This is a genomic window from Rhizobium sp. BK176 (assembly GCF_024808055.1).
Genome location: NZ_JANUBV010000002.1, coordinates 407,399 through 421,537 on the forward strand (window position 1 = coordinate 407,399; position 14,139 = coordinate 421,537).

The following is a 14,139-nucleotide window of genomic DNA, read 5'->3' on the forward strand; positions in this document are numbered from 1 at the left end:
AATGAGCGAAATCGAGATCAGACCCTTCGCTGCTGGCGACATCGATGGCGTTTTCTCGGTAATCCTGCCGATTCAGCGCGAGGAATTCGGCTTCTCCATCACAGCTGACGACCAACCGGATCTGGCTGTGATTTCCGATTTCTATCAGTCGGGAAAGGGACAGTTCTGGGTCGCAGCTCGCAGCGGCAAGATTGTCGGCACGATTGGGCTGAAGGACATCGGTAACAGTCAGGCGGCGCTGCGCAAGATGTTCGTTTCGGCTGGCGTGCGCGGCCGTGAGCATGGCGTCGCGGCCCGGCTCCTTGCGGAACTGATAGCACATGCCGAGGCTCAGCAGGTCAAGGATATCTTCCTTGGCACGACGGACAAGTTCCTCGCCGCGCACCGCTTTTATGAAAAGAACGGTTTCATCGAGATTTCGAAAGGCGAGCTTCCGCGATCGTTTCCGCTGATGGGCCTGGACACGAAATTCTATCGGCGCAAGATCGGCGCGGTTTGAAGTCTATACAGCCTGGAAAAGCCACTTGCGCTTGATCGCGGCAGAGAGATCCAGCCTGTTCCTGTGTGCAAAAAGAAGAATGTGGCCGAGCACATCCGCCGCCTCATCGGCAAGATCGCGGGCCAATTCCTCGTCTGACCTCCCCTTCCGGCGTCCTCTGCCGCTGACGCGGTTCCAGGCCTGGGTGAGTTCCCCCATTTCCTCCTGCAGCTTCAGCAGAAACCAGTCGGCATCCCGCTCGATGTGGTTTGCGTCGGCGTAGGCCCGAGAGGAACGCTCGAATTTTTCGGCGAGATCATTCAGCATGATGTTCTCCTTTTGTTTACAAAGGAGAACCTTGATTCTGCTGGAAAGTCCAGAAGCCTCAGCCGTGATCGGGCAGCAGCATGCAGTCGTAGGAGCGCTGCTTCAGGGCATCGCAGGCTGAAGTAGCCGCCTCGCGGCTATGGAAGCCGACGAAGCGAGCACGATAGATCTTGTTCGCGCCATTGCCGACAGCCTCGGTATAGGGCGAGGCCATTTTCAAGGCAGCGCCGCCCTCGGCCTTGGCCTGGGCAAGCAGGGCGCGCGCCGCATCGTCACTCGATGCAGCCGAGATCTGGATCTGCCAGTCGCCGGCTGCCGTCGGCGCAGCGGCAGACTTCGCGGCAGGCTTGCCAGCTTTGCTGGGATCGGCGGCGTCAAACGGACGCTCCATTGGAACCGTCGCATCGCTGAGAAATCCGAGCGCCTTCGGCGAGAGTTCACTCTTGCGCGGTGCGGTGCCTGGGGTCGGCATACCGCCGTCATCTGCCGCGGAGGCAACTTCCACTGGCTGGCGCGAGTTGGTGGTTGCGACCATATTCGCGCCGCCCGGCGACCGACCGAGATACTTGTCGAGCAGGCCGGCCATCTTGGCGTCGCGGCTGCGGGCCGTGCGGCCGCCGAGCACGACGCCGACGACGCGGCGGTCTCCGTCCCTGACAGCGCTGACCAGATTGAAACCAGACGCGTTGGTGTAACCGGTCTTGATGCCGTCCATGCCCTGATAGCGGTACATCAGGTTGTTGTGGCCGCGGATCGTGCGTCCGCGGAAGGTAAAGCTGGCCGTCGAGAACAGACGATACTCGCCGGGGAAATTCCGCATGAGGGCCACGGCAAGCGTGGACATGTCTCGCGCCGTCGTAACCTGGCGGCCATCCGGAAGGCCAGACGCATTGTAGAAAGCCGTGCGGGTCATGCCGAGCTGCCGTGCCTTCTGCGTCATCATGGCGGCAAAGTTGCTTTCGGAACCGCCAAGCTTCTCGGCCATGGCCGCGGCAGCATCGTTGGCAGACTTGGTGATCATGCCAAGGATTGCTTCTTGGACGGTAATGGAATCGCCGGGCCGAACACCGAGCTTTGTCGGCGGCCGCGAGGCGGCGTATTTCGACATGACAAGCGGCGTGTTCCAGCTGATCTTGCCGCGCTTGATCGCCTCGAAGGCCATATAGATGGTCATCATCTTCGTCAGCGACGCGGGATGGTTCAGTACGTCGGCATTCTCGGCGCTGAGCACCTTGCCGGTTCGGGCATCCAGGATGAGGGAGGCACTGCCTGCCATCGCCGTCAACGGCGCCGCAACGACGAGCGTCGCGGCTATAATCGCGGCCAACAGCTTATTCATGCATTTCCCCTTGATGAACGAATAGCCGGCGCCATTCGGATTTGTCCCGTTCCGCTACAGAAGCAGCCAATCTGGAGCGACTTTGCGACAACTGGTACCATTTTTGTCAAGTTTTATCCTTCATAGTGAAAATCCCGTAAAGAGGACACTCAAAAATCTTCATTCAGCAAGACTTAACCCCGGGCTTGCTAGTTTTGCCGTTCCAGAAACGGGTCAGCAGCCAGTGAGATGACGGGCAGCGCGAAAAAGCTTGCAAGGCGAATTGCCATCACCGGTGCGCTTGAGGCTGCCAACCTCCTGCGTGCGGCCGGCGTGATGCGAAGCGCCCGCGGGCGCGGCGCGATCTTCACGCTCCACCATGTCCGCCCCCAGGAAGCCACCGCGTTCGCTCCCAATGCGCATCTGGAGATCACACCCGAATTCCTCGATCTGGTCCTCGATCGCCTCAAGCGCGACGGCTATCGGTTCGTGGCGCTTGACGAAGTTCCCGCGTTGCTGTCGCAGTCCGCGTCAAGCCAACCTTTCGCGGCCTTCACGCTCGATGACGGTTACCGCAACAATCTTGTCTATGCCTTGCCTATCTTCGAGAGACACAACGCGCCCTTCACTATCTTCGTCGCCAAAGGGCTTTCCGAACGCACCCATACGATCTGGTGGGAGACACTTGCGGCGCTTTTGCGCAAGGAGGAAAGGTTCGGCTTCGATTTCGGCAACGGCCACGAGATATTTGATATCGCGACGGTTGCCTCGAAGGAGCATGCGTTTGCGCGTTTCGCGAGCCATCTTCATCGCCATGACGAAAGCGCCGTGGTGGCAGCCATCGATGCCATGGCGCGGATGCACGAGATCGATCCGCACGAGATCGTTGACGATCTCGTCATGACCCCGGCGGAGCTCAATTTGCTGGAAGCCAGTCCCCTCGCTTCCCTTGGCGCGCATACGATCAGCCACAGGGCGATGTCCCGCCTTTCCGACCAGGAGGTTCGCGACGAGATGGAAACCTCGCGCGACTATGTGGCTGCGATCGCAGGCGCCCGACCGGGCTGCTTCGCCTATCCCTATGGCACGCGCCAGGCGGTCACACAGAGGCAGGCGGCGATCGCACGCGAGGTGGGCTTCGATATTGCCGTGACGACACAGCCCGGCGTCGTCACCCCGCGCTCGATCGGCCACATCACCCATCTGCCGAGGCTATCGGTCAACGGCCTCTATCAGAACGTACGCCATGTTTCCGGCCTTGCTTCCGGCATCCCTTTGCGGTTTGCATCAAGCAAGGTGTGAACATCCTGTTGATCAGGGATACATCCGAACCTTCGTCCAGTTCTCTTCCGGCGAGGCCCGGCGAAACTCGATGCGATCGTGGAGGCGGAACTTCTGGTCCTTCCAGAACTCGATCGACACCGGCCGAATCCGGAAGCCGGACCAATGCGCCGGACGCGGAATCTCGCCGATCGCGTAGCGGGCGGTATATTCCGCCACAGCTTTCTCGAGCGCGAATCGGCTTTCCAACGGCCGTGACTGCTTCGATGCCCAGGCACCGATCCGGCTGCCGCGAGCCCGCGTCTTGAAGTAAGCATCTGCTTCTTCATCGCTCACGATTTCCACGGGCCCCCGCAAGCGAACCTGCCGGCGCAGCGTTTTCCAGTGGAAGCACATGGCCGCTTTTTTCTGCCCGAGGATTTCCTGGCCTTTCTGGCTCTCGAAATTCGTGTAGAAGACAAAGCCCTCGTGATCGAATCCCTTAAGGAGAACCATGCGGACATTGGGAAGGCCGTCCTCATCGACCGTCGCAAGTGCTACCGCATTCGGGTCATTGATCTCGGAAGCCTCCGCTTCCTTCAGCCACTCGGCAAAAAGATCGAACGGTTCGTTTCGCTCGGTGAAGTCACCGCTTATTAACTCATTTGCCGACATATTAGCTCAAATGCCCCGGGTTTATTCGAAGTTTGCCCAGCTTTTAGCTACCGGACAGGACGCAGGGTGGAAGTCATAGCAAAGTCAGATCGTCATACAAAGGGTCTGCTGCGTCGCAGTGCGGCCTTCTGCGTTGTCGGCACGGCGGTGCTCTCCCTTTCCGGTTGCGTGTCCAGCGGCCTTGATCTCTTCAGCAGCTCGAAGGTCGATCGTTCGGTTGCGACGGGCACCGTGCCGCAGCCCGCGCCGACGAGTGACTCGATTTCCGACGAGATGACGGTCGGCAACGCCGTGACATCGGCCGACATCCAGAGACTAGAGGGACGTCCCCTTCCCTGGGCGAACGCTTCGACCGGCAGCGCCGGCGTGATCGACACAATCGTCGAGAATACCGATTCCGGCCACGTTTGCCGCCAGTTCCGTACGACGCGCCACTCCTATGTCGGAATTGCAAAATTCTATGGCAAGACCTGCTTGGTCGGCGGCGGCAACTGGCAGCTCCTGAGTTTCCAGCCGGAAAGCTGAGTACCAGGTGACGCATGCTTTCGCCTCTTTTGATGTTTAGCAAAAGGCTAACCATTCGGCGCAAAAGCGAGATACCCGCCACGTCGGATAAGAACTGATTAGCATCTTTTCCTGACAATCGTTCCTCATGTGCGCCAGGTTTATCCTCAGGATGAGCTCGGGCGCCGAACGAGAGGCTTCGGGGTGCCAGGGCAAGGGCAGGCACACCGCATCGGAACACCGGCGGTTTGGGACATGCGCGATCCTTATAAGATTTTGGGCGTCAAGCGCGACGCGGGGCAGGACGAAATCAAAGCAGCCTGGCGCAATATGGCCAAGGCGGTTCACCCTGATCACAATCAGGGCGACCCGACGGCGAGCGCTCGCTTCGCGGAAATCGGCCGCGCCTATGAGACATTGAAGGATCCAAAGAAACGGAGCCTCTTTGACAATGCCGCCCGCATGGCCGAGGCCAAAGCCAAGGAAGGCACGATCATGCAGCAACGGCAGGCGGCTCGCGAAGCCGCCGTTCGCGCCAAGGCGGCCCAGGCCAATGCCGAGCGCGTGATGGAAGAACTTGCGCGCGCCGCGGCGCAGAAGGCTGCCGCGGACGCTTCCAAGCAGCAAAAGACAGGCACGGCGGAGCCGCCGGAAGAAGTGATCGAGCGCATCTTCGGCACGCAGGCACGCGCTGCGTCCGGTGGCGGCCGAGCCCAAGGTTTTTCCACCGGCGCTCCAAGGCGGCCTGAACCGGAGGCTGCAACCGCAGACAAACATACGGATGCCGGCAGGGCCGAGGCTGAACAGCAAGCTGCCGATGAGGCCGCCGCTCAGGCCTCTGTCTCCATGCAGCCGCTGAGCTTGCTGACGTCGCTCGTTCGCCGCTTTACCGGCGGCGGCACAGTTGCGCCCGAAAAGGCGCCGGACCAGTTCGTAACGAAGACCGTCACAGTCGATGAGGTTATCAAAGGGAGCTGGGTGACCGTCGACCTCGGTGAAGGCCGCGATGGCGGATTTGCGCTGACCGCCGGGACGACGGAAGGCCATCAGGTGCGCCTGAAAGGTCAGGGCCACAAGCTCGCCGGGATGCAGCGCGGCGATGCTGTCATCAACATCCACATTGCCCCCGACGACAACTTCACGGTCAATGGCTTCGACCTGCACACAGTACTGCCGGTGACGATCGAAAATGCCGTGCTCGGAACCGAGGCGCGGATCGAGGGGCCCAATGGCCCCATCAACGTCACGGTTCCCGCGTGGTCGGGCTCTGACAGGACGATCCGAATCCCTGGTCAAGGCCTCGCGAACGCCGACGGCGGCAGGGCTGATCTCGTGGTCGAGCTGCGCATTATGTTGTGGGAAAAACCTGACGACAAAGTCACCGATTTGATGCGCAGCATGAAGAACGGGCTGTTTTTGTGAAATTTTGGTGACACGCGCACCCTTTGTTACGATCCCTAACAGTTGATGATTGCTGCCAATCTTGAACCGATTAGCAGCCTATGCCATAGGCAGGACCGATCAGAATTCCTTAGGGGGCGAAATATGGCTCAGGCAACAGGCCTCATGTCAGGCAAGCGCGGCGTCATCATGGGCGTTGCCAACAATCGTTCGATTGCGTGGGGTATTGCCAAGGCTATTCATGCACAGGGCGGCGAAATTGCCTTTACTTACCAGGGCGACGCACTGAAGAAGCGCGTTGAACCATTGGTTGCCGAAGTAAATGGCGTTCTTGCCGGACATTGCGATGTCAGCGACGAGTCAACCATCGACGCTGTCTTCGACCACGTGGAAAAGCTGTGGGGCAAGATCGACTTCATCGTTCACGCGATCGGCTTTTCGGACAAGGACGAGCTGACCGGCCGTTATGTCGACACCTCGGCTGACAACTTCAACAAGACAATGCAGATCTCCGTCTATTCCTTCACCTCGGTCGCGCGTCGCGCCGAGAAGCTGATGACGGACGGCGGCTCGATGCTGACGCTGACCTACTATGGCGCCGAAAAGGTCATGCCGAACTACAACGTCATGGGCGTTGCCAAGGCGGCATTGGAAGCGAGCGTGAAGTACCTGGCGGTTGATCTCGGACCGAAGAACATTCGCGTCAACGCCGTTTCTGCCGGACCGATCAAGACACTTGCCGCCTCTGGCATTGGTGACTTCCGCTACATCCTGAAGTGGAACGAATACAATGCACCGCTGCGTCGTACAGTAACGATCGAAGAAGTTGGTGATGTCGGCCTGTACCTGCTCTCCGACCTCTCGCGTTCAGTTACCGGCGAAGTCCATCACGCCGACAGCGGATACCACGTCATCGGCATGAAGGCGGTAGACGCGCCCGACATTTCCGTCATAAAGGACTGATCGCACTCCTTTGCTGCGTCGTGCTCGCGACCCCTTCTTCGCGACAGCGGTTGAGGGGTTGCGCGCCCAACGGAGCCGATCTTTGCTTATCTACGTCGTCAGACACGGCCAGACAGACTGGAACGCCGAGCGTCGCCTGCAAGGGCAGAAGGATATTCCGCTCAATGCGATCGGCAGGGCGCAGGCCTGGCAGAACGGCATTGACCTCGCAGAAATCCTCAAGGTCGAGGCAATCCCCTTCGATTTCGTCGCAAGCCCGCTCGCACGCACCCGCGCCACGATGGAGATCATGCGTGAGGCAATGGGTCTTCCATCGAAATCCTATCGGACCGACGAGCGACTGGTCGAGGTTTCCTTTGGCGATTGGGAAGGCTTCACGATCAAGGAATTGAAAGCGACGGCCCGGGACCGCGTCACCGAGCGCAATCTCAACAAATGGGATTTCATTCCGCCGGGAGATGATGCGGAAAGCTACGAAATCATGTCGTGGCGCGTTGCATCCTGGTTGAGTTCCGTCGACAAACCAACGGTTTGCGTGACACACGGCGGCGTCATACGCAGTCTTTTCAGGACGATTGCCGGCTTGCCAAAGGACGAGGCTGCCGAAGGTGAGATCCCACAAGACCGCATCCTGAAGATCGATCGCGACAAGGGATTGATTGGCTGGATCTAGGTCGAACTACTGAACGACGTCGAGATCGTTGATGACGCGCTTGCCGTCTACCTCGGTGTAGAAGACGATAACCTTCACACCCGCCTTCAGCCCCTCGAAATTGAACTCTTCCGGTGCCTGATAGGTTTTACCGTCATCGAGGGTCAGGCTAAGGTTGGTCATATCGACCTTCTTGATCGTCGCCTCGACGTCCGCGCTCTCGGCAAATCCGCTGATCGGCGACAAGAAACTGGCTGTGGCCAAAAGCGTAGCTACTACGAAGCGCATGGCTGCATTCCCTCGAAAACGCGACTCGATAATCCAACTGCGCACAGATAACCTCCCGAATATGGCGAAATTTGCCCTGAAGAATGACGTGCTGCGCCAAATTGGTGAAGAGTATTTTAACAACAACGCCATCGTTTCGTTAATTGCATTTCCAGTAGGTTTCTGCGTTCGGCAAAGAGGATTTGCGGGAAATCGTAAATTAACGGCTTCTATTTAAAGTCGCCCCGAACATGGGAGACTGGGTTTTGCTATTTGGCCTTAAAGACAGCAACACGCTGCTGCGCGTCTTCAGGCATACCCGTATCGCCCTCCTAGTTTCCGGCCTCGTCGCTATTGTTGTCGTCATCGTCGGCTTCGGGCTCGACCGCGCCAATACTGCCACTCATCTGCGCGAAGTAACTATCCGAACCGATAATGAGATCAGTTTGATTCGGGCGCGGATGACTGCGCAGATCAACATGGACATCACGGTCGTACGCGACCTGGCGAACATGGTCGCGGTCAACTCGAGCGTAAATGCCGAGGAGATGGAGCGTCAGATCAACTGGCTGCTCATCCAGAACCCGCACTTCCTGAATGTCGCCATAGCGCCGAATTTCATCGTCGGCGCCGTCTATCCGCCGCAGGCCGCGGACGAACGGGTGGGTAGTGACGTCCGCGATGGTCTCTCCGCCCATCAATCGGTGACGCGCACGACAGGCGCCCAGCAAGCGCGCTTCTATGGCCCGATCACCACGACCGACGGCAAGGCGGCCTTCGCAGTCTTCTTTCCAGTCTTTGTGAAGGAGAATGGGCAACGCCGCATCTGGGGCGCCGTCGAGGTGATGGTCGACGCCGACTTGTTCTACCAGAACACCGGATTGAAGCCCGCGCGAAACAGCGAAAACCAGGAGAAATATCCGCATCTCGATCACCTCTCGATAGCAGTGCGCGACCTTGGTCTGGCGGACGGCGCGACGACGCCCTTCTTCGGCTCGCCGGATCTGCGCGACAAGCAGCCGGTGACACGCAAGATCGCCTTTGCCGGCGGACGCTGGGAGATCGCTGCCGTTCCGAAGACAGGCTGGAACGCGATCCCGGAAAACCAGTCAGAGCTTCGGCTGATCATCGCGGCAGCAGCCTGCATCACGATCATCCCGGTCTTCTTCGCGACCCTGCTGCTCGGCGAGCGCAACCGCAATATCGAGCAGCTCAAGGTGCGTGAGGCGACCTTGCTGAAGTTATCGCAACGCCTCAACCTTGCGCTGGAATCGTCGAATATCGGCATATGGGAACTGCATGATCACGGGCATACCCTGTTCTGGGACGCCCGCGCCGCTGCGCTGCACGGCAAGCCAGCTCAAGACGGCAGCCATTCGCTGGAAGACTGGCTTGCCGCGATCCTCCCCGAGGATCGACACATCGCGGAAGTACACTTCTTCCACTACAACGTCGCCGGCTCCGCATATGAGACGCAATACCGTGTTGTCGCTGAGAACGGAGTGATCCGACATCTGCGCTCGATTGGCTCCTTCTACACCGACGCGGCAGGCGACGACAAAACCATCGGCATCGTCTGGGACGTCACTGCCGACGCCGAGACAGCGGAAACCCTGCGTAAAGCGAAGGATGTCAGCGACATCAAGAATGCCGAGCTCGAAATGGCGCTGGACGAACTGTCACGGCGCGAGGCAGAGCTTTCGGAACTCTCGGGCAAGCTGGACCTGGCGCTCGACTCCTATCAGTGCGGCATCTGGGAAGCCACGCTCGGGGACGAAGGCTCGATCTGGGACGAGCGGATGCACGAGCTCTATGGGTTGAAGCCAAGAGCCGGATTCATGACCGAACCGGTTTGGCTCTCCTGCATTCTGCCGGAAGACAGGGACCTGGCCGTCGAGAGCGCGCGCCATTTCAAGCAGCTCGGCGACACGCATACCTTGATCTGCCGTGTCCCTGTCGAGGACGGCTCGATGCGCTATGTGCGTTCAACCGGCAAGGTCCATCAAACGCCGAGCGGCAAATTGAAGATTATCGGCGTTGCCTTCGACATGACCGAGGATGCGCTGATGACAGCGCAGCTCAAGGCCGCCAAGGACGAGGCGATCGCCAAGAACATCGAGCTCGAGATTGCCAAGAATCGTATCGAACACAACGCATTGCACGATCCGCTGACCGCGCTCGCCAACCGCCGCAAGCTGGATATCGCACTCGAAACATTGACGATGGATGGACGCAAGGAACGGCAGAAGTTCGCCATCCTTCATATCGACCTCGACAGGTTCAAGGAAATCAACGACACGCTCGGGCATGCCGCCGGCGACGCGATGCTGATCCACGCATCAAGGGTGCTCTCGAGCAATCTGCGCAGCGACGACCTCGTGGCGCGTATCGGTGGTGACGAATTCGTCATCCTCGCACTGAACGCCAATGACGCCGATATGTCGGCGCTCGCCGGCCGCATCATCGAACAAATGCGCCAGCCGATCGACTTCGAAGGGTTTGCCTGCCGTTGCGGCGTCTCCATCGGCATCGCGCTCGCCAATGGCGTGCACGTCGATGCCCGCAAAGTGCTGATCAACGCCGACATCGCCCTCTATCGCGCCAAGAGCCAGGGACGGAACCGCCACGAGTTCTTCACCCACAATCTGCAGGCCGACATCATCAATAACAAGCGCTTGGCAGACGAGATTCTCGCCGGCATCGAGAACGGCGAGTTCACGGCCTGGTACCAGCCGCAGTTTTCCGCGCGTACCATGCAGCTCACCGGCGTCGAGGCTCTGGTTCGCTGGCAGCATCCGTCTCGCGGGCTGTTGACGCCGGAAAAGTTCCTGAAGATCGCCGACGAGATCAACGTCGTCCAGACGCTCGACCGGATCGTTCTCGACACTGCTCTGAGGGACAAGATGCGCTGGGCAGCACGGGGCGTCACCATTCCGAAGATTTCGGTCAACGTTTCGGCACGACGGCTGCATGACGAAATGCTTGCGCAATCGCTGAGCGGCCTGCAGATGCGCCCCGGCGAACTGTCATTCGAACTGGTCGAGTCGATCTTCCTCGATGAAAGCGAGGACGTGGCCGCCCATAACCTCGAGCGGATCAAGGCGCTTGGGATCGACATCGAGATCGATGATTTCGGAACGGGTCACACGTCGATTGTCAGCCTCCTCAGGCTGAAGCCGAAGCGGCTGAAGATCGACCGGCAGCTGGTTCAGCCGATCATGAATTCGCCGCAGGAGCGCGCGCTGGTCAGCTCGATCATCGACATCGCCCGCTCGCTCGGCGTCGAAACGGTGGCCGAGGGCGTCGAAACGGCAGCGCATGCCACCCTCCTTGACGAACTCGGCTGTGACCTCCTGCAGGGCTATGCCTTCTCCCGCCCGCTGTCCTTCGAGGATTTCACGCAGATGGCGATCGAAAGCTCCTGGCGCATCGCCTCCTGAGGCCATCGTTTATAATCCGCGGAAACACCATTTCCTTTCGTTGGCGGTTTGGAGCAAAGAAAGGCTTTTGCCGCCGCGTTTTTTTGGCCTATGAGTGTCGCGCATTTTCAGATGAAGGACGCCGCCGGTGACGACCCGTTGGCGTGATCCGGTCGGGACATATGTCGCACAATACATTCGGTCATCTCTTCCGCGTAACCACCTGGGGCGAAAGCCACGGGCCGGCGCTCGGCTGCGTCGTCGACGGCTGCCCCCCCGGTCTTCGCTTCAAGCTCGAGGATATTCAGGTCTGGCTGGACAAGCGAAAGCCCGGCCAATCGCGCTTTGTGACGCAGCGCCGCGAGGCCGATCTGGTCAAGGTGCTCTCCGGCGTGATGCTGGACGCGGACGGCGAGACGATGATTTCGACCGGCACCCCGATCTCGATGATGATCGAGAACACCGACCAGCGCTCCAAGGATTACGGCGAGATCGCGCGGCAGTATCGGCCAGGCCATGCCGACTACACCTACGATGTCAAATACGGGATCCGCGACTACCGCGGCGGTGGCCGTTCGTCGGCCCGCGAAACAGCTGCACGCGTCGCGGCTGGCGGCATCGCCCGTCTTGTTGTGCCTGAGGTCAAGGTGCGCGGGGCCTTGGTGCAGATCGGCAAGCACAAGATCAACCGCCAGAACTGGGATTGGGATCAAGTCGACCAGAATCCGTTCTTTGCACCTGATGCCGCGATCGTTCCGGTCTGGGAGGATTACCTCGACGGCATCCGCAAGAATGGCTCCTCGATCGGCGCGGTTGTTGAGGTCGTCGCCGAAGGCGTGCCGGCAGGTCTCGGCGCCCCGATCTATGGCAAGCTCGACCAGGACATCGCCTCGCTGCTGATGTCGATCAATGCAGTCAAAGGCGTCGAGATCGGCAACGGCTTCGAAGCAGCCGAGATCACCGGCGAGGAAAACGCCGACGAAATGCGCATGGGCAATGACGGCAAGCCACTGTTCCTGTCGAACAAGGCCGGCGGCATCTTAGGCGGCATCTCGACCGGCCAGCCGGTTATCGCCCGCTTCGCCATCAAGCCGACCTCATCGATCCTGACCGAGCGCCAGTCGATCGATGCCGACGGCAACAATGTCGATATCCGCACCAAGGGACGGCATGATCCGTGCGTCGGCATTCGCGCCGTGCCGATCGGCGAGGCGATGGTCGCCTGCGCCATCGCCGACCACTATCTCCGTGACCGCGGCCAGACCGGCCGGCTGAAATAGGAATACACACATGGCTTACGATCAGAAGCGCGTCGTCGATGCTATCAGGGCCTTCGAGGCCGGCGAAATCGTCGTGGTGATGGATGACAACGACCGTGAGAACGAAGGCGACCTCATCGTTGCGGCTGTTCACTGTACCTCGGAAAAGATGGCATTCATCGTGCGTCACACCTCCGGTATCGTCTGCGCGCCAATGCCGAAAGAGGAGGCCCGGCGGCTCAACCTCAATGCGATGGTTGCCGAAAACGACTCGGCCCACACGACCGCCTTCACTGTTTCCGTCGATTTCAAGCACGGTACGACAACGGGCATTTCTGCCGATGATCGGACACTGACCGTTCGCAACCTCGCCAACCCGAATGTCGGGGCGACCGACTTCGTGCGGCCGGGTCACATCTTCCCGCTGGTTTCACGCGAGGGCGGCGTGCTCATGCGTTCTGGCCACACGGAAGCTGCGGTCGACCTATGCAAGCTCGCGGGCCTTCCGCTAATTGGCGTGATCAGCGAGTTGGTAAACGATGACGGTACCGTCACCCGTGGACAGCAGGTGGTCGAATTCGCGGAAACGCATGGCCTCAAGCTGGTGTCGGTGGCCGACCTGATCGCCTACCGCCAACGCAAGGAGACGCTAATCGAACTCGGTCAGAGCTTCGACATCGAAACGCCCTTCGGCAAGGCCAAGGCACACACCTATTCGCTCCCTTGGGATACGATGCAGCACCTCGCCGTCGTTTTCGGCGACATCCGCGACGGTATCGACATTCCGGTTCGCCTGCATCCGGAGAATGTCGCCGACGACCTGTTCGGCAAACGCCGGCCTGTCGACCAATACATGAAGAAGATTACCGAGGAAGGCCGAGGTATCATCGTCTACCTGCGCGAAGGCTCCGTCGGAGTCGGTCACCATGACAGCGGTCGCAAGGCTCGCAGCCAGGGCCGAGAGGCACATGCGGAGGCCCAGGTCCGCGACAATGAATGGCTGGAAATCGGTCTCGGCGCGCAAATCCTCAAGGATCTCGGCGTTTCATCGATCCGGTTGCTGACGAGCCGCGAGCGCCATTACGTCGGCCTCGAAGGCTTCGGCATCAAGATTTCGAAGACCGAGATCTACTAAGCCCGCCATCCGTCAGACTTTCTCGACGCCGGAGAGCCGCGCAAGGCGTTACAGCTCGGCGTCGAGCCGGTCGCCGCCGCCTGCTTCACGCTCAAGCAGCGATGCGCTTGAAGCGGCCCCTGACGTTTTCGATATAATATTTTCCCGGCGATTGGGAGGTGACCATGGCGATCACCTCTGATTCCGCCACACCCTCGAACTGCCGCTCTTCGCCATTGCTCAGGCAGACGCGAAGCCGGCCATCCTCCTGGCTGAAGTAGACCGCATCGATCAGCGTCGAATTCACCGCCAACGGCTCCATCTTCGCCAGTCGTCCGGCCCGTGTGACGATGGTGGCGGCGCGCGCATCGCGCCGTTTGCGCAGCAGGGCCCTCACTTCACGGCGAAGGCTGTTCAGTGCCGCCAATGCGGCGAATTTGATGGCTCGTGTTTTCATGCAGCCAACCTACGCAGGCGGCTCTTAAGGAGTTCAAGACAAGCA

General features: G+C 59.8%; 14 protein-coding genes. 9 read left to right on the forward strand and 5 right to left on the reverse strand.

Translation table 11 applies throughout. The features are described from left to right. Position 1: 1 nt before the first annotated feature. On the forward strand, positions 2-499 hold the full coding sequence (locus tag FHT76_RS11310; RefSeq protein WP_183859898.1) for a GNAT family N-acetyltransferase: 498 nt from the start codon (positions 2-4) through the stop codon (positions 497-499). 3 nt (positions 500-502) lie between these two features. Here the strand turns inward: FHT76_RS11310 and FHT76_RS11315 are convergent, their stop codons facing one another. Both FHT76_RS11315 and FHT76_RS11320 read right to left on the reverse strand, forming a co-directional pair. Further along, positions 503-805, reverse strand: a complete 303-nt coding sequence (locus FHT76_RS11315; protein ID WP_259185594.1) for a pyrophosphatase — start codon at positions 803-805, stop codon at positions 503-505. 58 nt (positions 806-863) lie between these two features. After that, a complete protein-coding gene (locus FHT76_RS11320) occupies positions 864-2,144 on the reverse strand; it encodes a D-alanyl-D-alanine carboxypeptidase family protein (RefSeq protein WP_183859902.1) in 1,281 nt (426 codons plus the stop codon). Positions 2,145-2,372: 228 nt separating this feature from the next. On the opposite strand from FHT76_RS11320, the gene FHT76_RS11325 reads away from it, so the two are divergent. After that, positions 2,373-3,425 carry a polysaccharide deacetylase family protein gene (locus FHT76_RS11325; protein WP_183859904.1) on the forward strand — a complete coding sequence of 351 codons (1,053 nt, stop codon included), beginning with the start codon at positions 2,373-2,375 and terminating at the stop codon, positions 3,423-3,425. A gap of 12 nt (positions 3,426-3,437) precedes the next feature. Here FHT76_RS11325 and pdxH read toward each other — a convergent pair whose 3' ends face one another. After that, positions 3,438-4,058, reverse strand: a complete 621-nt coding sequence (pdxH, locus tag FHT76_RS11330) for a pyridoxamine 5'-phosphate oxidase (protein ID WP_183859906.1) — start codon at positions 4,056-4,058, stop codon at positions 3,438-3,440. A gap of 66 nt (positions 4,059-4,124) precedes the next feature. Here pdxH and FHT76_RS11335 point away from each other — a divergent pair, with 66 nt between their 5' ends. From FHT76_RS11335 to FHT76_RS11350, 4 genes are all read left to right on the forward strand, one after another. Beyond that, a complete protein-coding gene (locus FHT76_RS11335; protein WP_016552996.1) occupies positions 4,125-4,583 on the forward strand; it encodes an RT0821/Lpp0805 family surface protein in 459 nt (152 codons plus the stop codon). Positions 4,584-4,817: 234 nt separating this feature from the next. Next, positions 4,818-5,984 carry a DnaJ C-terminal domain-containing protein gene (locus tag FHT76_RS11340; protein WP_183859908.1) on the forward strand — a complete coding sequence of 389 codons (1,167 nt, stop codon included), beginning with the start codon at positions 4,818-4,820 and terminating at the stop codon, positions 5,982-5,984. A gap of 123 nt (positions 5,985-6,107) precedes the next feature. Beyond that, positions 6,108-6,926, forward strand: a complete 819-nt coding sequence (gene fabI, locus FHT76_RS11345) for an enoyl-ACP reductase FabI (RefSeq protein WP_016552994.1) — start codon at positions 6,108-6,110, stop codon at positions 6,924-6,926. An 82-nt stretch (positions 6,927-7,008) separates the two neighbouring features. Further along, a complete protein-coding gene (locus FHT76_RS11350; protein WP_183859910.1) occupies positions 7,009-7,599 on the forward strand; it encodes a histidine phosphatase family protein in 591 nt (196 codons plus the stop codon). Between the two features lie 6 nt (positions 7,600-7,605). Here FHT76_RS11350 and FHT76_RS11355 read toward each other — a convergent pair whose 3' ends face one another. Beyond that, positions 7,606-7,866 (reverse strand): DUF1344 domain-containing protein, encoded by a 261-nt coding sequence (locus tag FHT76_RS11355; protein WP_016552992.1) that lies wholly within the window; start codon positions 7,864-7,866, stop codon positions 7,606-7,608. A 245-nt stretch (positions 7,867-8,111) separates the two neighbouring features. Here FHT76_RS11355 and FHT76_RS11360 point away from each other — a divergent pair, with 245 nt between their 5' ends. The 3 genes from FHT76_RS11360 (at position 8,112) to ribB (ending at position 13,658) form a co-directional block, all read left to right on the forward strand. Next, entirely contained in the window at positions 8,112-11,285 is a 3,174-nt protein-coding gene (locus tag FHT76_RS11360; RefSeq protein ID WP_183859912.1) for an EAL domain-containing protein, read from the forward strand. Positions 11,286-11,446: 161 nt separating this feature from the next. After that, the gene (aroC, locus tag FHT76_RS11365) at positions 11,447-12,544 is read left to right on the forward strand and encodes a chorismate synthase (protein WP_183859914.1); all 1,098 of its coding nucleotides are present in this window, start codon (positions 11,447-11,449) and stop codon (positions 12,542-12,544) included. Between the two features lie 10 nt (positions 12,545-12,554). Continuing rightward, entirely contained in the window at positions 12,555-13,658 is a 1,104-nt protein-coding gene (gene ribB / locus FHT76_RS11370; protein WP_183752277.1) for a 3,4-dihydroxy-2-butanone-4-phosphate synthase, read from the forward strand. A 91-nt stretch (positions 13,659-13,749) separates the two neighbouring features. On the opposite strand, the gene FHT76_RS41395 is transcribed toward ribB, so the two are convergent. Then, a complete protein-coding gene (locus tag FHT76_RS41395) occupies positions 13,750-14,094 on the reverse strand; it encodes a KTSC domain-containing protein (RefSeq protein WP_246712549.1) in 345 nt (114 codons plus the stop codon). Positions 14,095-14,139: the final 45 nt, after the last annotated feature.

What these genes read in the sequence shown, in the direction of transcription:
- FHT76_RS11325 (WP_183859904.1), top strand. Translation starts at nt 2,373, where the DNA reads ATGACGGGCAGCGCGAAAAAGCTTGCAAGGCGAATTGCCATCACCGGT.
- FHT76_RS41395 (WP_246712549.1), bottom strand. Translation starts at nt 14,094, where the DNA reads ATGAAAACACGAGCCATCAAATTCGCCGCATTGGCGGCACTGAACAGC.
- FHT76_RS11310 (WP_183859898.1), top strand. Translation starts at nt 2, where the DNA reads ATGAGCGAAATCGAGATCAGACCCTTCGCTGCTGGCGACATCGATGGC.
- pdxH (WP_183859906.1), bottom strand. Translation starts at nt 4,058, where the DNA reads ATGTCGGCAAATGAGTTAATAAGCGGTGACTTCACCGAGCGAAACGAA.
- aroC (WP_183859914.1), top strand. Translation starts at nt 11,447, where the DNA reads ATGTCGCACAATACATTCGGTCATCTCTTCCGCGTAACCACCTGGGGC.
- FHT76_RS11355 (WP_016552992.1), bottom strand. Translation starts at nt 7,866, where the DNA reads ATGCGCTTCGTAGTAGCTACGCTTTTGGCCACAGCCAGTTTCTTGTCG.
- FHT76_RS11320 (WP_183859902.1), bottom strand. Translation starts at nt 2,144, where the DNA reads ATGAATAAGCTGTTGGCCGCGATTATAGCCGCGACGCTCGTCGTTGCG.
- fabI (WP_016552994.1), top strand. Translation starts at nt 6,108, where the DNA reads ATGGCTCAGGCAACAGGCCTCATGTCAGGCAAGCGCGGCGTCATCATG.
- FHT76_RS11340 (WP_183859908.1), top strand. Translation starts at nt 4,818, where the DNA reads ATGCGCGATCCTTATAAGATTTTGGGCGTCAAGCGCGACGCGGGGCAG.
- ribB (WP_183752277.1), top strand. Translation starts at nt 12,555, where the DNA reads ATGGCTTACGATCAGAAGCGCGTCGTCGATGCTATCAGGGCCTTCGAG.
- FHT76_RS11315 (WP_259185594.1), bottom strand. Translation starts at nt 805, where the DNA reads ATGCTGAATGATCTCGCCGAAAAATTCGAGCGTTCCTCTCGGGCCTAC.